The sequence below is a fragment of the Spiribacter sp. 1M189 genome, assembly GCF_040838345.1.
Classification (GTDB): Bacteria; Pseudomonadota; Gammaproteobacteria; order Nitrococcales; family Nitrococcaceae; genus Spiribacter; species Spiribacter insolitus.
Genome location: NZ_JBAKFF010000001.1, coordinates 1859025 through 1878877, shown reverse-complemented (window position 1 = coordinate 1878877; position 19853 = coordinate 1859025). Strand labels below are relative to the sequence as shown.

At 67.4% G+C, this 19853-nt stretch carries 21 protein-coding genes; 12 read left to right on the top strand and 9 right to left on the bottom strand.

All coding sequences use genetic code 11. The annotated features are described in order from the left end of the window. Positions 1-26 precede the first annotated feature (26 nt). Both V6X30_RS09480 and V6X30_RS09475 read right to left on the bottom strand, forming a co-directional pair. Positions 27-1286: a 6-phosphofructokinase gene (locus V6X30_RS09480; protein WP_367984422.1), complete on the bottom strand. Its 1260-nt coding sequence runs from the start codon at positions 1284-1286 to the stop codon at positions 27-29. A gap of 36 nt (positions 1287-1322) precedes the next feature. Further along, positions 1323-2507: a class I SAM-dependent methyltransferase gene (locus V6X30_RS09475; RefSeq protein ID WP_367984420.1), complete on the bottom strand. Its 1185-nt coding sequence runs from the start codon at positions 2505-2507 to the stop codon at positions 1323-1325. A 116-nt stretch (positions 2508-2623) separates the two neighbouring features. Here V6X30_RS09475 and V6X30_RS09470 point away from each other — a divergent pair, with 116 nt between their 5' ends. From V6X30_RS09470 to V6X30_RS09460, 3 genes are read left to right on the top strand one after another with little or no spacing between them, the layout of a single operon-like run. Continuing rightward, positions 2624-3130 carry a hypothetical protein gene (locus tag V6X30_RS09470; RefSeq protein ID WP_367984419.1) on the top strand — a complete coding sequence of 169 codons (507 nt, stop codon included), beginning with the start codon at positions 2624-2626 and terminating at the stop codon, positions 3128-3130. Further along, positions 3127-4479, top strand: a complete 1353-nt coding sequence (mpl, locus tag V6X30_RS09465; RefSeq protein WP_367984418.1) for a UDP-N-acetylmuramate:L-alanyl-gamma-D-glutamyl-meso-diaminopimelate ligase — start codon at positions 3127-3129, stop codon at positions 4477-4479. Before V6X30_RS09470 ends, mpl begins: the two co-directional genes overlap by 4 nt. After that, positions 4476-5108 (top strand): flavin prenyltransferase UbiX, encoded by a 633-nt coding sequence (locus tag V6X30_RS09460; RefSeq protein WP_367984417.1) that lies wholly within the window; start codon positions 4476-4478, stop codon positions 5106-5108. The genes mpl and V6X30_RS09460 overlap by 4 nt, the downstream gene beginning before the upstream one ends. On the opposite strand, the gene V6X30_RS09455 is transcribed toward V6X30_RS09460, so the two are convergent. The 7 genes from V6X30_RS09455 to V6X30_RS09425 all read right to left on the bottom strand — a co-directional run bounded on the left by V6X30_RS09455 (position 5051) and on the right by V6X30_RS09425 (position 11678). After that, on the bottom strand, positions 5051-7036 hold the full coding sequence (locus tag V6X30_RS09455; protein WP_367984416.1) for a VTT domain-containing protein: 1986 nt from the start codon (positions 7034-7036) through the stop codon (positions 5051-5053). The two genes, V6X30_RS09460 and V6X30_RS09455, sit on opposite strands and share 58 nt — an antisense overlap. Further along, positions 7033-8316: a glutamate-1-semialdehyde 2,1-aminomutase gene (hemL, locus tag V6X30_RS09450; RefSeq protein ID WP_367984415.1), complete on the bottom strand. Its 1284-nt coding sequence runs from the start codon at positions 8314-8316 to the stop codon at positions 7033-7035. Before hemL ends, V6X30_RS09455 begins: the two co-directional genes overlap by 4 nt. Positions 8317-8342: 26 nt before the next feature. Beyond that, positions 8343-8981, bottom strand: coding sequence for a thiamine phosphate synthase (gene thiE, locus V6X30_RS09445; RefSeq protein ID WP_367984413.1), 639 nt, complete (start codon positions 8979-8981; stop codon positions 8343-8345). A gap of 2 nt (positions 8982-8983) precedes the next feature. After that, positions 8984-9154, bottom strand: coding sequence for a rubredoxin (locus V6X30_RS09440; RefSeq protein ID WP_367967935.1), 171 nt, complete (start codon positions 9152-9154; stop codon positions 8984-8986). A 76-nt stretch (positions 9155-9230) separates the two neighbouring features. Further along, positions 9231-10004: a phosphodiesterase gene (locus V6X30_RS09435; protein ID WP_367984411.1), complete on the bottom strand. Its 774-nt coding sequence runs from the start codon at positions 10002-10004 to the stop codon at positions 9231-9233. Then, positions 10001-11143 (bottom strand): polysaccharide deacetylase family protein, encoded by a 1143-nt coding sequence (locus tag V6X30_RS09430; RefSeq protein WP_367984409.1) that lies wholly within the window; start codon positions 11141-11143, stop codon positions 10001-10003. Before V6X30_RS09430 ends, V6X30_RS09435 begins: the two co-directional genes overlap by 4 nt. Then, the gene (locus tag V6X30_RS09425; RefSeq protein WP_367984407.1) at positions 11109-11678 is read right to left on the bottom strand and encodes a YfaZ family outer membrane protein; all 570 of its coding nucleotides are present in this window, start codon (positions 11676-11678) and stop codon (positions 11109-11111) included. Before V6X30_RS09425 ends, V6X30_RS09430 begins: the two co-directional genes overlap by 35 nt. 160 nt (positions 11679-11838) lie before the next feature. Between V6X30_RS09425 and ccoN the strand changes: the two genes are divergently transcribed. Genes ccoN through ccoS form a run of 9 tightly spaced genes read left to right on the top strand, consistent with a single transcriptional unit; the run spans position 11839 to position 19853 of the window. After that, on the top strand, positions 11839-13260 hold the full coding sequence (ccoN, locus tag V6X30_RS09420) for a cytochrome-c oxidase, cbb3-type subunit I (protein ID WP_367984405.1): 1422 nt from the start codon (positions 11839-11841) through the stop codon (positions 13258-13260). Positions 13261-13271: 11 nt separating this feature from the next. Next, positions 13272-13883 (top strand): cytochrome-c oxidase, cbb3-type subunit II, encoded by a 612-nt coding sequence (gene ccoO, locus V6X30_RS09415; protein ID WP_367984403.1) that lies wholly within the window; start codon positions 13272-13274, stop codon positions 13881-13883. Further along, positions 13876-14064: a cbb3-type cytochrome oxidase subunit 3 gene (locus V6X30_RS09410; RefSeq protein WP_367984401.1), complete on the top strand. Its 189-nt coding sequence runs from the start codon at positions 13876-13878 to the stop codon at positions 14062-14064. Before ccoO ends, V6X30_RS09410 begins: the two co-directional genes overlap by 8 nt. Further along, positions 14061-14981, top strand: coding sequence for a cytochrome-c oxidase, cbb3-type subunit III (gene ccoP / locus V6X30_RS09405; protein ID WP_367984399.1), 921 nt, complete (start codon positions 14061-14063; stop codon positions 14979-14981). The genes V6X30_RS09410 and ccoP overlap by 4 nt, the downstream gene beginning before the upstream one ends. Then, a complete protein-coding gene (locus tag V6X30_RS09400) occupies positions 14962-15270 on the top strand; it encodes a hypothetical protein (protein ID WP_367984397.1) in 309 nt (102 codons plus the stop codon). The genes ccoP and V6X30_RS09400 overlap by 20 nt, the downstream gene beginning before the upstream one ends. Then, positions 15267-16649 (top strand): cytochrome c oxidase accessory protein CcoG, encoded by a 1383-nt coding sequence (ccoG, locus tag V6X30_RS09395; RefSeq protein WP_367984395.1) that lies wholly within the window; start codon positions 15267-15269, stop codon positions 16647-16649. The genes V6X30_RS09400 and ccoG overlap by 4 nt, the downstream gene beginning before the upstream one ends. A gap of 23 nt (positions 16650-16672) precedes the next feature. After that, a complete protein-coding gene (locus tag V6X30_RS09390; protein ID WP_367984393.1) occupies positions 16673-17182 on the top strand; it encodes a FixH family protein in 510 nt (169 codons plus the stop codon). Further along, positions 17179-19626 carry a heavy metal translocating P-type ATPase gene (locus V6X30_RS09385; protein ID WP_367984391.1) on the top strand — a complete coding sequence of 816 codons (2448 nt, stop codon included), beginning with the start codon at positions 17179-17181 and terminating at the stop codon, positions 19624-19626. Before V6X30_RS09390 ends, V6X30_RS09385 begins: the two co-directional genes overlap by 4 nt. Further along, positions 19623-19853 (top strand): cbb3-type cytochrome oxidase assembly protein CcoS, encoded by a 231-nt coding sequence (gene ccoS, locus V6X30_RS09380; RefSeq protein WP_367984389.1) that lies wholly within the window; start codon positions 19623-19625, stop codon positions 19851-19853. Before V6X30_RS09385 ends, ccoS begins: the two co-directional genes overlap by 4 nt.

The window sequence follows — 19853 nt, the reverse complement described above, 5'->3', positions numbered from 1 at the left end:
GATTATACGCAGCCGCCCGGGTCGGGTCAGGTCCCGAAGGCCGGCAGCCGCTTGGCGACGCGCTGACCGCGCAGACGGGCATAATCGGGCAGCCCGTCGCGGTAGGGCGGATAGTCCTCGCCGGCGATGAGCGGGCGCAGATAGCGCAGCGCCGCCTCGGTGACGAAAAAGCCGCTGTCGTCGATGTACTCGGCGGGCATCTTCGCCTCGCGGTTGGCCACCGCCTCCAGCGCCACCTCGCCGATGTGCCAGCGATAGGGGCTGTCCGACCCGCGCACGATGGTGGGCATCACGGCATTGCGCCCGGCGAGCGCGAGTTCCACCGCGGCCCGACCCAGCGCATGGGCCTGCTCGACGTCGGTGGCCGAGGCGATATGCCGGGCCGCCCGCTGCAGATAGTCGGCGATGGCGTAATGGTACTTGTAGCCGAGGTGATTCTTGATCATGGCGGCCACCACCGGGGCGACGCCACCGAGCTGGACATGACCGAAGGCGTCACGCGTGCCCTGATCCGAGAGGAAGCGGCCGTCGGCGGTCTTCACGCCCTCGGAGACCACCACCACACAGTAGCCGAACGCTTCCACGCTCTGGCGGACGCGATCGAGGAACCGCTGCTCGTCCAGCGGCACCTCGGGCAGCAGAATGACATGGGGCGGATCCCCGTCCCGCTCGCGGGCCAGCGCCGAGGCCGCCGCGATCCAGCCGGCGTGACGGCCCATGGTCTCGAGGATGAACACGCGGGTGGAGGTCTCGGCCATGGAGGCCACGTCCAGGCCCGCCTCGCGGGTGGCCACGGCGATGTACTTGGCCACCGACCCAAAGCCGGGGCAGGTGTCGGTCACGGGCAGATCGTTGTCGACGGTCTTGGGCACGCCGATGCAGGTGACCGGGTAGCCCATCGCCTCACCCAGCTGCGAGACCTTGTGGGCCGTATCCTGCGAGTCGCCACCGCCGTTGTAGAAGAAATAACCGATGTCGTGGGCACGGAACACCTCGATGAGGCGCTCGTACTCGGCGCGGTTCTCCTCCAGCCCCTTGAGCTTGTAGCGCGCCGAGCCAAAGGCACCGGCGGGGGTGTGTCGCAGCGCCGCGATGGTCTCGGCGGACTCGGCTGTGGTGTCGATCAGCTCCTCGTGCAGGGCACCGAGGATGCCGTTGGCGCCGGCATAGACCGTGCCGATGTCGGCCGGATGCTCACGCGTGGCCTCGATCACGCCGGCGGCGCTGGCGTTGATGACCGCGGTGACGCCGCCGGACTGGGCGTAGAAGGCGTTTTTCGCTGGCATGGTGACTCCCCTTCCCCGTACTCGCGCGAGAGTCTATCAAGCCCCGACGGCGGCGGCCTCATGCAGATAGTCCCGCGACAGCGGCACGGCGGTCTGATCCGCCGCCAGCTGGAAGTGAAAGACCACCAGGCCACGATAGTGGAACGCCATTTCACTGGCGGCGAGGTAGAACTCCCACATCCGGCAGAAGCGCTCGCCCTTCTCGGCGGCCACCTGCTCGCGGACCGCCTGGAAGCGCTCGAACCAGGCGGCCAGGGTGTAGGCGTAGTGCAGGCGCAGGACCTCGAGATCAGTGGTGGCGAGGCGCTGTCGCTCCACCGCCGCACTGACCTCGGACAGCGATGGGATGTAGCCGCCGGGGAAGATGTAGCGGCGGATCCAGGGGTTGGTCACGCCGGGCCGCCCGAGGCGGCCGATGGTGTGCAGAAGGACGACGCCGTCGGGGGTCAGATGATCGTGCAGGGCGCGGAAAAAGGTGTCGTAGTAGCTGGCGCCGACGTGCTCGAACATGCCCACACTGACGATCCGGTCGAAGCGCTCGGGCACATCGCGATAGTCCTGGATGCGGATGTCCACGCGATCTTCCAGGCCCCGCTCGCGGACGCGGTCGCGAGCCACCCGGGCCTGCTCCTCGGACAGCGTCAGGCCGATCACGCGCGCATCGGCCTGCTCAGCGAGTTCGATGGCGAGTCCGCCCCAGCCGCAGCCGATGTCCAGCACCTGCTGACCCGGCTCGAGGCAGAGCTTGCGGCGGATGAGCGCACGCTTTGCCGCCTGAGCGTTCTCCAGGTCCTCGACGCCGTCCGGCCAGTAGGCGCAGGAGTACTGCATGTCGGTATCGAGGAAGCGCCGGAACAGCGATTCGTCGAGATCGTAGTGATGCGCCACGTTGCGGCGGCTTGCCGCACGGCGGTTCCACTGCTGCAGCGGGCGAACCGCGGCCTGGGCGAGACGTCTGGCGCTACCGGGCTCGGGGTCGTCGAAGTTGCCCATGAGCACCGCCAGCAGGGCGCGCAGTTCGGTGGTGCTCCAGCCCTCTTCCATGTAGGTCTGACCCAGCATGAAGTCGGGATCACTGAGCACACGCCGCTCGACCCGGCGGTCATGAATGGTGATGTCCGCTTCGGGCTGCCCCGACCCGAAATGCCGGGTCTCCCCCGCGGGGCGCTCGACTGTCAGACTCCCCCACTCAATGCCATTGTGCAAAAACCGATCCAGCATCCAATCCCTCCCTCGCGACGCCGGTCCATTTACTCGGTACCATGAATGCAACCCCAGACGGGCTAATGGATTCAACCCCGCGTCGTATTTTGTCAGCTGGTGGACCACCGATCGCGATGTCGAAAAGCAACCCCGTACAACGTCTGATCGCAATCGCCCTGCTGCGGGCCGGTCCCGAGGACCTGCCCTGCTCCGCGGGCCTGATGGGCATTGCCATCGCCGTGACGGCCGCCATTAATGTGCCCGTCATCCAGCGCTTTACGCCGCAGGCGGAGCCACTCCTGCAGATCGCCCTGCTGGCGGGCTACAACCTCGCCTTCCTGGCGCTGGCGCTGTGGCTGCGGGGCCACGCGGCGCGCTTCATCCAGAGCGCGACGGCGCTGTTTGGAACGGATGCGGTCATCTCGCTGGTGGCGCTGCCGGTGCTGCTGTTCGTGGGCAGTCCCGAGCAGGCGAGCCCCATCGGTGCCCTGAGCTTTCTGCTGCTGCTCATCTGGAACATCGCGGTGGTCAATCACATCCTGCGCTCGGCTCTTAACCTGGGCGGTCTGCTGAGCCTGGCGATCACGCTGGCCTACATCTTCGGCGGGAGCGCCTTCGTGCGCGCCGCCAGCGGCGTATGAGTCATCTCCACATCCTGGGTATCGGCGGCACCTTCATGGCTGGTCTGGCCGTTCTGGCCCGCCAGGCCGGGTATCGTGTCACCGGCCAGGATGGCCCCCTCTACCCGCCCATGAGTACGGTCCTGGCGGAGGCCGGGATCACGGTCCATACGGGCTATGAGACGCTGACCGAGGCGGAGTCGGCGGAGACGGTGGTCATCGGTAACGCCCTCTCCCGCGGCAATCCGGCGGTGGAAGCCACCCTGAATCGCGGGCTCGATTACACCTCCGGCCCGGACTGGCTGGCACGCCATATCCTGCGCGATCGCTGGGTGATCGCGGTGGCCGGCACCCACGGCAAGACCACGACGGCGAGCCTGGTGGCCTGGCTGCTCGATGCCGCCGGCCTGGCGCCGGGATTCCTGATCGGCGGGCTGCCGGGGAACTTCGAAAGCTCCGCGCGTCTCGGCCGCTCACCGTTTTTCGTCATCGAGGCCGATGAGTACGACACGGCCTTTTTCGACAAGCGCTCGAAATTCGTCCATTTCCGTCCGCGAACGCTGGTGCTGAACAATCTTGAGTACGATCATGCCGACATCTTCCCCGATCTGGCGGCGATCGAGCGGCAGTTTCACCATCTGGTCCGCACCGTGCCCGGCAACGGCGGGATTGTGGTGAACGCCGATGACCGCGCGCTGGGCCGCGTGCTGGCGCAGGGCTGCTGGAGCGAGCGGATCGACTTCGGCGAGCAGACGGCGGCGGCTTATCGTCTGCAGGGGGATGGCGGCGACTGGCAACTGAACGGACAGCGCTTCGAGCCGCCCCTGCCGGGCCGGCACAACGCCATGAATACCGCGGCGGCGCTGCTCGCCGCCCGGCATGCCGGCGTCCCGCTCGATCAGTCAGTCGCCGCGCTGACAGAATTCCGGGGGGTACGCCGTCGCCTGGAATGGCGGGGCGAGGCGAATGGCATCACGGTGCTGGATGACTTCGCCCATCATCCCACGGCGATCGCGGCCACGCTCGACGCCCTGGGGGCGGAACACACACGGGGGCGGCTGCTGGCGGTGATCGAGCCCCGCTCGAATACCATGAAACAGGGCGTTCATGCCGATCGCCTGGCGACGGCGCTGGCGGCGGCAGATCGCGCGTTTGTCCTCGCCGACCCAGCCCTGGCCTGGGATGTGGGCGCGGCACTGGCACCGCTGGCGGGCCGCGCCACCACGGCCGTCAACATCGACGGCCTGATCGAGCATATTGCCGCCACCGCCAGCCCGGGCGATACGGTGGTGGTCATGAGCAACGGTGCCTTCGGCGGGATTCATGATCGCCTGCTGGAAGCCTTCAGGACGCAAGGAGCAGGCGCATGAGAACACAACCGATCACTCTGGCCATTACCGGGGCCTCCGGCGGGATCTATGGATTGCGCCTGCTGGAGTGCCTGATCGCCGCCGACAGGCCGGTCTACCTGCTCATCTCCGAGGCCGGGCGACTGGTGCTGAAAATGGAGCATGACCTGGCCCTGCCCGGACGCCCGACCGACCTGGCGGCCGCACTGACCGAGCGTCTGGGGGCTGCCGACGGACAGCTCCAGGTGTTCGGACCCAAGGCCTGGACGGCCCCCGTGGCCTCGGGCTCCGGCGCGCCGCGGCAGATGGTGGTCTGCCCCTGCACCACGGGCACATTGGGGCGTATCGCCGCGGGCAGTAGCGAGGCACTGATCGAGCGGGCCGCCGATGTTGTGCTGAAGGAGCGGGGCCAGCTGATCCTGGTGCCCCGCGAGACACCCCTCTCCGAAATCCACCTCGAGAACATGCTGCGTCTCACCCGCGTGGGCGCGGTCATGCTGCCCGCCAACCCGGGCTTCTATCACCGGCCTTCCGACATCTCCGGCGTGGTGGACTTCGTCGTTGCCCGTGTGCTCGACCGGCTGGGCATTGATCAGGGATTGGTGCCGCCCTGGGGACTGGCCGCAGACGCATCCGACGACGAGCGATAGCGGGGCACCGGCCCCGGTAACCGGACCAGGCCGGCGCGCTGGCTGGCTGGTCCCAGCAGTGCCGCGAGCTCATCCGGGGACGGTTCATGGCGTCGCAGTCGCGGCAGCAGGACGCCCGGGCGAATATCATCGCGCTCCAGGGTCAGGAGCCAGATCGGCCCATCGGGTGTCACTGCCGCGCGCCAGGCGCGAAGCACCCAGCGCCGGCGCGGATCATCGCCCACCCGGATCAGCACCACATCCGGCCGGCGCCCATCATGCCAACGGGGTAACACCGGCAGCCGGGCCGCCGAGGGCCGCGGGCTGATCCAGCGCAGTGCCGTCTGCCAGCGCCACGGCGGGGCCGGCTGCCATTCCGGCTCGAAACCGGCCGGGACCTGTTCTCCGGCCTGCCACTGCGCCACGAAGGCATCGGCCGGCCCCCTGAGACCCAGGCGTTGCGTGGCAAGGGGACTGTCAGTGGCGACAACGGCCGGCAGGCCACTGCCCACAGGCTCCGGATAGGTATCGATGGGATCCGGCCAGTTCAGCATCTGCGCAATGCCAGCGGTTGCCACCAGAATACCCGCCGATAGCACGACGGACTCATCGCGACGCCGCACCGGTGAACGAACGCCGCCGGCCACCGCGGGCAGGGCGCCCAGCACGATCCCCAGCGCCAGCCCGCCGATGACATCCAACGGCCAGTGCACGCCGAGCAGAAGCCGCGTCGCGGCCACCAGCGCAATCAGCAGGCCGCCCGGTAGCAGGAGCAGCCAGCGAAGCACGCGTGCCCGCGGTGGCAGCACCGTGAGCCAGACCGTCACCAGTGCGGCAATGCCGGCGGCGTGGGCGCTGGGAAAGGCGGCCGCGAACTCTGCCGTGGCCGTCAGGCCATTGGGCCGTGGCGTGCCCAGCAGCGCCTTGAGCACATAAGCCACCAGCACCGCACTGGCCACGCCGAGCACGGCGAAACCGGCCCGGCGAACTTCCCCCGCGCGCCACAGCGCCGCGACCAGCGTCAGTGTGGCCAGGCTGACTGGCAAAAGCCCGCCGGCCTGGGTAATGATCCAGGCGAACCGCCGCGGCAGATCGCCGCGCTGAGCCTCGGCCAGCGCCAGCAGCCCCCGCTCCCAGCCCTGCGGGCCGGGCGTCCACAGGGCCTCGGCCAACGTCCCCAGAAACACGACAAACGCCAGCCACCAGAGCCACCCCTGCCGATGACGCAACGCCCGCAGGGCAGCATGCAAGGGGCGCAGCCACTCGCCCCACTGACCCGGCGGCGGATGGCGGCCCACGGCTCGGGCCAGGCGGTGGCCGGCAAGGCGCAGTGGCCGGTCGATGCGAGGAATCAGCCAGCGCAGCAGGAAGAATCCGCCGAAGGCGAGCACCAGCCAGGCCATGAGCCGGCCCATGACCTCCATGGCAAGCACCAGCGAAGCGCCGAAAACCACCCCCGGGAGGAGGTAGGCCGGGGCCCAGGCCAGTGCCGAGCTGACATTGGCCACGAGGAACCGGCCCGGCGGCATGCCCAGCATGCCCACCACGGCGGGGATGACCGGCCGCACCGGACCCACGAAGCGTCCGATGACCACGCTTTTGCCACCATGGCGATGAAACAGCCCCTCCGCCCTGGCCAGGGCGCCCGGGTAGCGCCGGACCACGGGAAAATCCCGCAGTTGGTCACGAAAATGCCGGCCCAGCCAGTAGCTCAGGCTGTCGCCGGCGACGGCCCCGACGACGGCCCAGGCGAGCATGGGAAGGATGTCGATATTGCTGCCGCCGACGGCGGCGCCAGCAAGGAACATGAGAAAGGCGCCGGGGACCAGCAGCCCCACCAGCGCCAGTGATTCAGCGAAGGCGATCAGCCCGATGAACGCCCCGGCCCAGGCCGGATTGGCCGTCAGCCAGGTAAAGACCGGCTCAAGGGCCGTTTCGAGCCCGCTCACAGATCAGCGAACACCCGCTCGGCCGCATCCAGTGTATGGCTGAGCGCCGCCTCGTCATGGGCGGTGGACACAAAACCCGCCTCGAAGGCAGACGGGGCGAGGTAGACGCCGGCCTCGAGCATGCCGTGGAAGAAGCGCACGAAACGCTCGGCATCGCAGTTGGCGACATCCTCGAAACCGATGACTCGGTCACTGTCGGTGAAGAACACCCCGAACATGGTGCCGGCCTGGTGCGTGAGCAGCGGTATGCCGGCCTGATCCGCACGCTCGCGCAGGCCGGCCAGCAGACGGCCGGTCCAGGCCTCGGCACTGGCGTGCACATCCGGACGGGCCAGGTTGCGCAGCGTGGCGAGGCCGCTGGCCATGGCGAGCGGATTGCCGGACAGGGTGCCGGCCTGATAGACCGGTCCGGTCGGTGCCAGCATGTCCATGACCTCGGCACGTCCACCCAGGGCGCCCACCGGCAGGCCGCCGCCGATCACCTTGCCAAGGCAGGTGAGGTCGGGCTGGACGCCATACCAGGCCTGGGCGCCGCCGAGGGCCGCCCGAAAGCCGCTCATGACCTCGTCGAACACCAGCAACGCACCGCTGTCATCGCAGATCTCGCGCAGGCCCTGCAGGAATGACGGCAGGGCGGGGATGCAGTTCATGTTGCCGGCCACCGGCTCGACCAGCACCGCGGCGATGGAATCACCGTACTCGGCACACAGCTCCCGGACCCCGTCGATGTCATTGAAGGGCGCGGTCAGCGTGGTCTCGGTCACCGAGGCGGGGACGCCCGGGGAGCCAGGGATACCCAGGGTGAGCACGCCGGAGCCGGCCTCGACCAGCAGCGCATCGACATGGCCGTGGTAGTTGCCGCGGAACTTGAGCACCCGGTCGCGGCCGGTATAGCCCCGCGCCAGTCGCACGGCACTCATGCACGCCTCGGTGCCGGAGTTGACCATGCGGATGCGCTCGATGCCGGGCATGAGCTCGCGCACCAGCACCGCCAGCTCGGTCTCGAGCTCGGTGGGGGCGCCGAAGCTGGTGCCGCTGGCGGCGGTATCGCAGATGGCGCGCACGACCTCCGGATGGGCATGGCCGATGGCCAGCGGGCCGTAGGAGAGGACATAGTCGACGTATTGCTTGCCATCGACGTCCTCGATCCAGGCGCCCTCGCCGCGGCGCATGAACACCGGCGTCCCACCCACGGAACGGAACGCCCGCACCGCGGAGTTGACGCCCCCCACCAGGTGCTGCTGGGCCTCGGCAAAAAGCTGCTCGGATCGATTCGACATGGTTATTGCTTTCCCCTGGTCTGGATTCAGTCCGGCGCCGGGCCAAAGCCGCGCGCCACCAGCTCCGCGGTCGCCTGCTCGATATCCGGTGCGGCAAAGACCGCATCCACCACTGCCGCGGCATCGGCGCCGGCCGCGGTCACCGTGGCAATATTGTCGGCGTTGATGCCGCCGATGGCCACCAGCGGCCGATCGGTAAAACGTCGTGCCTCGCCAAAGAGCGCCAGCGGGGCACGCACCGCATTCGGCTTGGTGGCCGAGGGATAGACACTGCCAAAGGCCAGATAATCCGCCCCGGCGGCGGCCGCCTGGCGCGCGCGATCAAGCTCGTTGTAGCAGGACACGCCGATGAGCGCCTCCGGCCCCAGTGCTGCCCGCGCCGCGGCCAGGTCATTGTCGTCACGGCCAAGATGGACGCCATCCGCCGCAACCGCGACCGCCAGCCCCACGTCATCGTTGACGATGAACGTCGCCCCCCGCTCGCGACACAGACTGGCGATGGTCTTCGCCTCCGCATGCCGCCGATGGGCGTCATCGGACTTGTCGCGATACTGCACCACCCGGGCGCCACCGCGCAGCGCCGCATCAACCGCGGACTCCAGCGCGACCGGCCGCGGCCAGCGGGCATCGGTGATGACGTAGAGCCCGGCGATGGCCCGCGCCATGATCAGATTTCGATCATCTCAAAGTCGGACTTGCCTGCCCCGCACTCCGGGCAGACAAAGTCATCCGGGATATCCTCCCAGCGGGTGCCGGGAGCGATGCCCTCGTCGGGCAGACCGTCTTCCTCTTCATAAATCCAGCCGCAGACTACACACATCCAGGAGCGATACTCCATCGCCTATGCCTCCGTCGTCGAGTGAAAATCCAGCGTTACCCTAAAGGCTGTGTCGGGGGCTGGAAAGCCCGCGACATCAAGCGCCGCTCACGCGCACCACACCGGTGTCGATACCGCCGTCGGCGCGCAGGTCGAGCCAGCGGAACGCGGGCGGTCCGCGATCGATGGCAAACCCCTCTGCGCCGGCGAGAAACTGGGCCGCGGTGGCCGGCGTGGCAAGGGTGCGGCAGCCATTGGCATGACCATCAAATGCCATGTGGACATGACCACAGACCACGGCCCGAACGCGATAATCCCCGGCCAGCCGCTGGAACAGCGCCCCGGGGTTGTCGAGGCCGATGGCATCCAGCCAGGCGGTGCCCACCGGGAATGGCGGGTGATGCAGTGCCACCAGACAATACGCGGTCGAGCAGTCCGCCAGCGCCCTATCCAGAGCGGCGAGCTCCGCCACGTCCAGATGCCCGGGCACCTCGCCGGTCTGCAGTGAATCGAGGCCGATGAGGGTCCAGTCACCGATCCGCAGTGTACGCGCAGCGCTGACTGGCCCGTCGGCAAACGCGGCCTGCAGCCCAGCGCGGTCATCGTGGTTGCCGGGCATGACAAGACCGGGCAGATCCAGCGATATCAATGCCTGCCGCAGTCGTTGGTAAGCCTCATCACTGCCATCATGGACCAGGTCGCCGGTGTGCAATAGGCCGTCGGCGCTGACCGCCCAGGGGGCCATGGCGCGCAGCGTGGCCTGAAAGCGTGCCTCGGGCAGGATGCCCGCCTGTTCCGTCGCCGGATCGGCGAACAGATGCGTATCGGTTATCTGCAGCAGGCGGGGACCGTTGGGCGGGATGACGCTCATGTGCCGCCGCGCCCCTGGATCCAGAGCTGGCTGAACCAGTAATAACGGCCGCTGCCATCCGGCGCAGTGCAGTTGTAGCGACTTCGGCCAAGCGGCAGATCGGTGTCGCCGCGCACCGCGAACCGCACCCCCTCCTCCAGCCATTCCGGCAGCAGACGCTCGCCCTGGTAGTAACAGGCCAGCTGCGCGGAGGTCTGCTCCGGCAGGGGGTCAAGCGTCAGGGTCAGACGAGGTGCCTGTACAGACGCCCGGACCGGGTCCAATGGCTGCTGGTCCACCACCGGGAGCGCCCGCGAGTTCACTTTCAGCGCAAACCCCTCGAGCCCGGCAAAGCGCTCATTCATGGGATAACGGGGCAAGGCGAGCGAATTGGAGTGGATACCGATGGCACCCGACTGCTGCCCGAAGGCGACAAACCCCATCTCCGCGGCCAGATCCATGAGCTCGAGGCTGTACTCGCCATAGGGATAGGCCAGCAGCGGCGGCGACTGATAGAGGGCATCCCCCAACTCCTCGGCGAGACGCTGCTGTGCCGCTGTCAGATCGTCCTCAATGCGGGCGCGCCACTGCGGCCGCGTCTCATCGTCATCACGGACGAATAGCGGGGCGTGAGAACGGGAATGGTTGCCGAAACGCGCGCCATCGGACGCCATTTCGCGCAGCTGATCCCAGTCGAGATAACCGTCATAGCCGGCATTTACGCCCTCGGTGGCGACGAAGACTGTATACGGCCAATCACGGGCGGCGAGCATCGGGTGGGCCACCTCACGCACACTGCGATAGGCATCATCGAAGGTAATGGCCACCGTACGATCAGGAAGCGGCTCGCGGGTCTGCAATGCCTCCACCACCCGCCCGAGCGGGACGATGTTGAAGTCGTTGTCGTCCAGATAATCCAGATGCGCCTGGAACTGCTCGCGGGTGACGCTGGTGCCGGGGTAATCCGGGTTACCCACGCGGTGGTACATAAGCACCGAGGCCAGGGTCTCCGGCGCAACGGACCCGGGTTCGGCCTGGGCCTCATCCTGCGCCCGGGCCATGGGTACAAGTGCCGCTGCCGCCAGCAGACCCGCCGTTACCGCCGCCAGCCAGCGGCCCCGGCGGTCAGAAGTCGACGTTGAAGCCTGCGTAGACGCCATCGTCGAAGTTCCGATCGCCACCCGATCCATCGTAGCTCAGCTCGATGCGGCGATAGCCGAGGTAGATATCGGCGTCCTCAAGGATGCGGAACTCGCCACGAACCGAGTATTCCCGATACCCATCGATGTCATGCACCGAGGTGGCCGACGGGGCATAGTAGGCCGCACCCGCCACACCGGCGCGATTGTAATCCGGCAGCGTCCAGCGCAGCTTGCCGCCGATGGCGAGCGCCGCCCCGTCGGCACTGCGATGATCATCGTTGATGTAGGGGATCTTGCCACCGATGCCCAGCACCAGGGTGTTGCGGCCCGGTTCGGGACGGTCGACCAGGTGCAGATCCGCTTCGACGATGTTGCCACCACTGTCGTGATGCATCAGTGCGGCCCCGGCCTCCAGGTCGTCGCGGGCCAGTGCCTTGCTATAACCCACCTGCGCGGCATCACCGCTGAAGTTGATATCCAGGGAATCGGCCGCCGCCGGCAGCGCAAGGCCGACGGCGACCAACCCACCGATCATTCGACTGCAGTATTTCATCGACCGAGACTCCTTAAGCCTTCGTCTTGACTTTTACTTAATGATACACGTCAAACGGCCCGGCGGCGCATGAACAATCCGGTTTTGATCTGGATCAAAGCGCTGGCGATCCGGTCGTTGGAAACTTAAGCGTCACCACAATTCCAACACTGGATCCATCATGCAAACACCTGCCGCGTACAACGATCGAGTCGTGCGTCAGTTCACCATCATGACGGTGGTCTGGGGCATCGTGGGCATGCTCGTGGGCGTGATCATCGCCGCTCAGCTACTCTGGCCCGCGCTCAACTTCGACGTCCCCTGGCTGACCTACAGCCGCCTGCGGCCGCTACACACCAATGCGGTGATCTTTGCGTTCGGCGGCTCAGCGCTGTTCGCCACGTCCTACTATGTCGTGCAGCGGACCTGTGGCGTCCGGCTTATGGGCGACCGGCTCGCGGCCTTCAGCTTCTGGGGCTGGCAGGTGGTGATCGTCGGCGCCATCTTCACGCTGCCGTTCGGCTATACGCAGAGCAAGGAGTACGCCGAGCTGATCTGGCCGCTGGATATCCTGATCACGCTGGTCTGGGTGGCCTACGCGGTGTCCTTCTTCGGCACCATCCTGCGGCGGCGGACCAAGCATATCTACGTCGCCAACTGGTTCTACGGAGCTTTCATCGTCGCCGTGGCCATGCTGCATATCGTCAACAGCCTGGCCATCCCGACTTCGCTCACCCAGTCCTACCCAGTGTACGCGGGCGCCGTGGATGCCATGGTGCAGTGGTGGTATGGCCACAACGCGGTGGGCTTTTTCCTGACCGCCGGCTTCCTGGGAATGATGTACTACTTCGTCCCCAAGCAGGCCGGTCGGCCGATTTACTCCTACCGCCTGTCGGTGGTGCACTTCTGGGCGCTGATCTCGATCTACATGTGGGCCGGCCCGCATCATCTGCATTGGACGGCCCTGCCGGAGTGGACCCAGTCGGTGGGGATGGTATTCTCGTTGATCCTGCTCGCGCCGTCCTGGGGCGGCATGATCAACGGCATCATGACCCTCTCCGGGGCCTGGCATAAGCTCCGGGATGACCCGATCATCCGCTTCCTGGTGGTGAGTCTGTCGTTCTACGGCATGTCCACCTTCGAGGGCCCGATGATGGCGATCCGGACGGTCAACGCCCTGTCGCACTACACCGACTGGACCATCGGCCATGTCCACTCCGGCGCGCTCGGCTGGGTGGCCTTCATCACCATCGGTTCGATCTACATGCTGGTGCCGCGGCTGTTCAACCGCGAGCAGATGTACAGCGTGCCGCTGATCAACGTCCACTTCTGGGTCTCCACCATCGGGGTGGTGCTCTACATCGCCTCCATGTGGATCGCCGGCGTCATGCAGGGGCTCATGTGGCGGGCGGTCAACGATGACGGCACGCTGACCTACAGCTTCATCGAGTCTCTTTCCGCGACCTATCCGTACTACGCGGTACGGCTGCTCGGCGGCCTGCTCTTCTTCGCCGGCATGCTGATCATGGCCTACAACGTCTGGCGCACGATTCGTCCGGTTGAGGCGGCTCGCCCGGCCACTGCCCCTGCGGCCAGCGCCTGAGGAGGATCGACATGTCGCATGAAGTCGTCGAGAAGAACGCCGGGCTGATGGCGGTGCTGATCTTCATCGTGATCAGCATCGGCGGACTGGTCGAGATCGTCCCGCTGTTTTTCTCGCAGCAGACCACCGAGCCGGCACCCGGCGTGGAACCCCTGCCGGCCATCGAGTTCGCCGGCCGGGACATCTATGTGGCCAACGGCTGCTACAACTGTCACTCCCAGCAGATCCGGCCTTTCCGGGCCGAGACCGAGCGCTACGGGGATTACTCCAAGGCCGGCGAGTTCGTCTATGACCGGCCCTTCCAGTGGGGCTCCAAGCGCACCGGCCCCGACCTGGCCCGGGTGGGCGGTATTTACACGGATGACTGGCACTACGTGCATCTGATCAATCCGCGTGACGTCGTGCCGCAGTCGAACATGCCGGGCTATCCCTGGTTCGCCGAGCGCACGGTGGATGCCGAGCAGGTGGCGAAGAGCATGGCAGCCCAGCGGGATTACCTGGGTGTGCCCTACAGCGACGAGGACATCGCCGCGGCCCGGGAACTGGAAGGCGTTACCGAGATGGAGGCCATCATCGCCTACCTGCAAGGGCTCGGCGTGAACGGAGGAACCAGCGATGGTTAGCGGAATTTTTACCGTGGTCCTGCTTGTGACCTTTCTGGGGATCGTCGCCTGGGCATTCAGCCGCAAGCGCCGCCAGTCATTCGACGAGGCCGCCCAGCTGCCGCTGGAGAACGACGAGCCGCTCCCGCCGAAGGACGATGACCACGACCGCCATGATGGCGACGAAGGAGGCCGGTCATGAGCCTGTTCTGGAGCGTGTTCATCATCGTCTTCGTGCTGGCCAATATCTTCGCCTGCTGGTGGCTGATCCGCTGGACGGCCAAGCCGCGGAAGGGCGAGGCGGCGGCCCACGAGACCACCGGCCATGTCTGGGATGAGGATCTGCGCGAGTACAACAACCCCATGCCGCGCTGGTGGCTGTGGCTGTTCTACATCACCATCGTGTTCAGCCTGATCTACCTGGTGCTCTTTCCGGGACTGGGCAACTTCCAGGGTCTGCTCGGCTGGAGCCAGTACAAGCAATACGACAAGGAAGTCGCCGAGGCCGAGGCGCGCTTTGCGCCGCTGTACGCCAGCTATGCCGAGATCCCCATCCCCGAACTGGCTGAGAATGGTGAGGCCATGGCGACGGCCGGGCGGCTTTTCGCCAACAACTGCGCCACCTGCCATGGCTCGGATGGGCGCGGGGCGCGGGGTTACCCGAACCTCGCCGATGTGGACTGGCAATGGGGTGGTGCGCCGGAGGATATCCGCCACACCCTGGTCAATGGCCGCCAGGCCGTGATGCCGGCCTTCGATGCGGCCCTGGATGAGACGGCACTCGAGGCCACCGCGGCGTATGTCTACAGCCTCAACGGCCGCGAGGCGCCGGAGCGGCTGGTCAGCCAGGGTCGGCAGCAATACCAGACGCTGTGCGTGGCATGCCATGGTGTTGAGGGCAAGGGCAATCCCATGCTGGGCGCGCCCAATCTCACTGATGAGACCTGGCTCTACGGCGGATCGCTGGAGACCATCGAACAGACCCTGATCAAGGGCCGTAATGGCCAGATGCCGGCCTTCGCCGAGACGCTGGGCGAGGACCGCATCCACCTGGTCGCCGCTTACGTCTACCGCCTGTCGGGCGGTGAGGAGGCGCGGGATGCGATCGCAGCCCGCTGATCCCGTCGAGCGGCCTTACCCGCCGCGCCGTGCCTGGCTGGTTGGCGCCTGCCTGTGGCCGGCCTTCCTGTCCGCCGGCCTCGCCACGATGCTCTTCTTCTCGGGCATCGACCCTGAGACCCTGCGCCTGCAGACGCTGCCGGACTGGGAGATCAGCCGCACCGCCGGTTACAGCATCGGATTCCTGATGTTCTGGGCCGTGGCCGGTTTCTCCAGCGCTGTCAGCGTGCTGCTGGCCCGTGCGCCGGCCCGTGCCCCCTCTCGCGATACCCGGAAGGCTTCATCATGAGTGCTCCGGTCCAGGATTCGATGTATGCCGCCCATGAGAAGATCCATCCGCGGGAGATCAAGGGCCGCTACCAGACCGTGCGCAAGATCATGGTGTTCCTGCTGCTGGGTCTTTTCTACGTGCTCCCCTGGGTGCGCATCGGCGGTGAGCCGGCGATCCTGTTCGATCTGCCCGCCCGGCAGTTCCACATCCTCGGGCTCACCTTCTGGCCGCAGGATTTCTTCTATCTGACGCTGCTGCTGGTGATCTGCGCGCTGGCCCTGTTCTTCGTGACCTCGCTCGCCGGTCGTGTGTGGTGCGGGTATGCCTGCCCGCAGACGGTCTGGACCGAAGTCTTCCTGTGGATGGAGCACTGGACGGAGGGCAAGCGCGCCAAGCGCATGAAACTCGACCGCGGCCCGTGGAATGCCGAGAAGATCCTGCGCAAGGGCAGCAAGCAGGTACTCTGGATCGTCTTTTCGCTATGGACCGGCTTTACCTTCGTGGGTTTTTTCAGCCCCATCGATGATCTGCTGATGCGGGCGGCGTCCTTCCAGCTTGGGCCATGGGAGACGTTCTGGAGCCTGTTCTACGGCTTTGCGACCTACTTCAACGCCGGCTTCATGCGCGAGCAGGTCTGCCTCTACATGTGCCCCTACGCCCGATTCCAGGGCGCGATGTTCGATCGCGAGACGCTGATCATCTCCTACGACGAGGCGCGTGGCGAGCCCCGCGGCGGCCGCAGGCGCGGTGTCGACCCGAAGGAGAAGGGCCTTGGCGACTGCATCGACTGCAATCTCTGCGTCCAGGTCTGCCCCACCGGGATCGATATTCGCGACGGGCTGCAGTATGAGTGCATCGCCTGCGGCGCCTGCATCGACGCCTGCGACAGCGTCATGGACAAAATGGATTATCCGCGGGGCCTGGTGCGCTACACCACGGAGAACGCCCTGGAGGGCAGACCCAGCCGGGTGATCCGGCCACGCACCATTCTGTACACAGTCCTGCTGCTCGCCCTGGTCACCGCCGGTGCGACGGGGCTCGCACTGCGCGAGCCGGTCCGCCTGGATATCCTCACCGACCGCAATACCCTGTATCGCGAGACGGGCAATGGCCTGATCGAGAACAGTTATAGCTTCAAGCTGACGAATATGAGCGGTGAGCCGCACACCTACGGCTTCAGCGTTGAGGGGCCGGCCGGCGTGCGCATCGAGACCGAGCCCCCGGAGGTTCGGCTGACCTCCGGCGAGACCCGCACCATCCCGGCACGGATCCAGCTCGACCCCGACGCCACTGAGAAGATCGGTGGGGTGGACGTGACGGTCACCGTGAAAAGCCTGGATGGCACTGACATCACCGGCTCCGAGACCACCCGCTTCCGGACACCGGTGGGCCGCTAGGCCCGCACCCGAGGTAACGCGACATGCAGACGAGCGTCGACAGCAAGCCCTGGTACCGGCAGTTCTGGGCCTGGTTCGTGATCATCCCGCCCCTGACGGCAGTGGTCGCCGGGACCAGCACCGTGGTCATCGCCAACCGCCATGCCGACAATCTGGTCACCGGCGATTTCGAGAAGGTCGGCCTGGGTTACCAGAGCACCAGCAAGGCCCGCGCCGAGGCGGCCCGCCTGGGGCTGAGCGCCGAGGTCAGCCTGCCCGAGGCGGACGGCACCGTGCGGTTGTGGCTGGGCGGTGCCCATGACTACCCGCAGCAGCTGGACGTCAGACTGGCCCACGCCACCCAGGGCGACCGCGACCAGCGCATCCAGCTGGTGCGCGTGGATGGCCAGCGCTATGAGGGGCGCCTGCCACAGGCCATCGACCAGCGGCATTACCTGATCATCACGGATCCGGCCGAGGTCTGGCGGCTTGAGGGCCGCATCGGCGCGGGCGCCACCGAGGCCCGGCTCGGCGCCGGTGCCGATGCGCCTTGAGCGGCTGCTATCACTGCGGAGAGCCCCTCCCGCCGGGTGACCCGCCGACGGTCACCATCAACGGCGAGACCCACTCGGTATGCTGCACGGGCTGTGCAGCGGTCGCCAGCCTGATCGCCGGTGCCGGCCTGGAGGATTTCTACCAGTACCGCACGGCCAGTGCCCCGCGGCCCGATCCGCAGCCCGACGACTGGAACGCCTGGGACAGCGATACCGCCCAGCGCGAGCTGGTGCGCATGCGACCGGACGGCAGTCGCGAGGTGGTTCTGCTCATCGAGGGACTGCGCTGTTCGGCCTGCGGCTGGCTGATCGAGCACCTGCTCGGCCGCCTTCCCGGCGTTATCGGAATCAGCGTCAACCCGGCCTCCGCCCGGGCGGTACTGACCTGGGATCCGGAGACCACGGCCCTCTCGGTGCTGCTTCGCGAGCTCGACCGGATTGGCTACCACCCGCATCCGCTGACACCGGGAGAGCGCGATTCCGCGGCCCTGCGCGAGCAGCGCGCCGCCATTCGCCGCCTGGCCGTGGCCGGCCTCGGCATGATGCAGGTGATGATGTACGCCGTCGGGCTCTACGCCGGTGCCATCCAGGCCGACATGGATCCGGCACTGGAGACCCTGCTGCGCTGGGTAAGCGCACTGGTGGCAACGCCGGTGGCCCTGTACGCGGGCTATCCGTTCTTTCAGGGCGCGCTGCGGGATCTACGCGCCCGGCGGCCGGGCATGGACGTGCCGGTGGCGCTGGCGGTGGGCAGCGCCTATACCGCCAGTGTCTGGCACGTGTTCAGCGGCAGTGGTGAGGTCTATTTCGATTCGGTGACCATGTTCGTGTTCTTTCTCACCGTCGCCCGCTTCCTTGAGCTGATGGCCCGCCAGCGGGCCGGGCGGGCCAGTACCGCGCTGGGCCGGCTACTGCCCGCCACGGCATTGCGCCTCGGCACCGACGGCGAGGAACGGGTTGCGCTGGCGGCCCTCGAGCCCGGTGATCAGCTGCGGGTGCGCCCCGGCGAGGCGATCCCCGCGGATGGCCGGATCCTGCGCGGGCGCAGTCATGTCGACGAATCGCTGCTGACCGGCGAGTCGGTCCCGCAGCCCCGATCCGTGGGCGACGAAGTGGTGGGGGGCAGCACCAACACCAGTAGCGCGCTGGATATTGAGGTCACCCGCACCGGGGGCGATACGGTGGTGGCCTCGGTGATGCGACTGCTGGAGCGGGCCCAGGCGGAACGTCCGCCGGTGGCGCGGTTGGCCGACCGGATTGCCCGGGTGTTCGTCACGGCGCTACTGGTCGCGGCCGCGGTCACCGGGGCGGTCTGGCTGCAGATCGCGCCGGAACGCGCCTTCGAGATTACCCTGGCCGTGCTGGTGGTGACCTGCCCCTGCGCCCTTTCGCTGGCGACGCCGGCGGCCCTGGTCAGCGCCACCTCGCGGCTGGCCAGGGAAGGGCTTTTGGTGGCCAGGGCGGATGCCATCGAGCGGCTGGCCGCGGTCGAACAGGTTGTCTTCGACAAGACGGGCACCCTCACCGTGGGACGGATCGCGCTGGGCGAGCGGGACATGCTGGGCGCGCTCTCCGAGGCGGATTGCCTGGCCGTTGCCGCGGCCATGGAGGCCGAGGCCGGCCACCCGCTGGCGCGGGCCTTTGATGGCATGCGACGCGACCCCTCGGTACAGGCCATCGAGAGTCATCCCGGCCTGGGCGTGGAGGCCGGGCGTGCCGGCCGCCGGCTGCGGCTCGGCCGCCCCGACTGGGTAGCAGCCCTCAGCGGCAAGCCGGTGCCGGCGCGCCGCAGCGACTCGGGCACAGAAGTCCTTTTGGGCGATACCGAAAGCCTGCTCGGCCGATTCGTGCTCACGGATCGCATCCGGCCCGATGCCGAAGCGGCAGTCACCGCGCTGCGACAGGCCGGCATTCGGATCAGCATTGCCAGCGGCGATGCCGAACCCTCTGTGGCGGCGGTGGCCGAACGGCTGGGCATCGAGGAATGGCGCTCGGGGCTGACGCCGGCGGACAAGCTGGAGTGGCTCAGCGCACAACGCCAACGCGGTGCCACCGCCATGGTGGGCGATGGCGTCAACGATGCGCCGGTGCTTGCCGGCGCCGATCTGGCTGTCGCCCTCGGGAGTGGTGCCGCCATCGCCCATGGCAGTGCCGATCTGCTCCTCGCCGGCGAACGACTCACCGCACTGGCACCGGGCATCGACCTGGCCCGGCGGACCCGCCGGGTGATCCGCGAGAACCTCACCTGGGCGGCGGGCTATAACGCCCTGGCCCTGCCGCTTGCCGCCATGGGCCAGATCCCACCCTGGGCGGCGGCCATCGGCATGTCCGCGAGCTCGGTACTGGTGGTACTCAACGCCCTCCGCCTGACCCGGGGCGGCCGCCCGCGGGGCGCATCGGCACCGGCTGGCTCGTTGGACACGGCCGGCGAGGCGACCCCATGAATATCCTCTTCATTCTCATCCCGCTGGGCGTGATGCTGCTGGGCTTCGCCGTTGCCGCGTTCATCTGGGCAGTCAGCAACGGCCAGTACGACGATCTGGACAGCCCCGCCTGGCGCATTCTGCTGGACGACGACCGCCGTCCACCCGAGCAGGGCAACAAGCCAAGCGACTTGCCGCCAGCGGACCCGGATAACCCGTCGAGAAAAGACGGAGAACCCGAGCAGTGA